Below are 392 nucleotides of genomic sequence, written 5' to 3' on the forward strand. Positions count from 1 at the left end.
GTCTTTAATATTCCACTTCTTAGACTTCGTTGCCTTGTAGGAAGGCTTTACAAGCAATTTACGACTCAGCATCTCAAAATGTGCGAATTGATAACTCATGACAACGATCCAAAAAATTTCTAGCAAATAGTTGAGAGTCTTGTTTTAAAATCATCAGACGAACAATTTTCCAAATCTAAATTATCGATACTAGAATACAAACCATACTTGTCACATTCTTCTAAATCTTTAACCCAAAGGCGTATCTCATCTTTATTGTCATTAACAAAAACACACTCGTAACAAAAATCATCCTCGTCATCGTTCAAATATTCGTTGAATCTTAAAAAACCATATCCCCTGCTTTCTATGTAATCCAAAAACAAAGAAGAATGCGAAGGAAGACAACGCAA

1 protein-coding gene is annotated in these 392 nt (G+C 33.7%); it reads right to left on the reverse strand.

What is annotated here, in order from left to right:
* Positions 1-119: 119 nt before the first annotated feature.
* Positions 120-392, reverse strand: a 273-nt coding sequence (locus KP705_RS18815; protein ID WP_215765407.1) for a hypothetical protein, incomplete at its 5' end; no start/stop codon positions are given.

It is taken from the genome of Gluconobacter sp. P1D12_c, from assembly GCF_018812105.1.
GTDB classification, from domain to species: Bacteria; Pseudomonadota; Alphaproteobacteria; order Acetobacterales; family Acetobacteraceae; genus Gluconobacter; species Gluconobacter oxydans_A.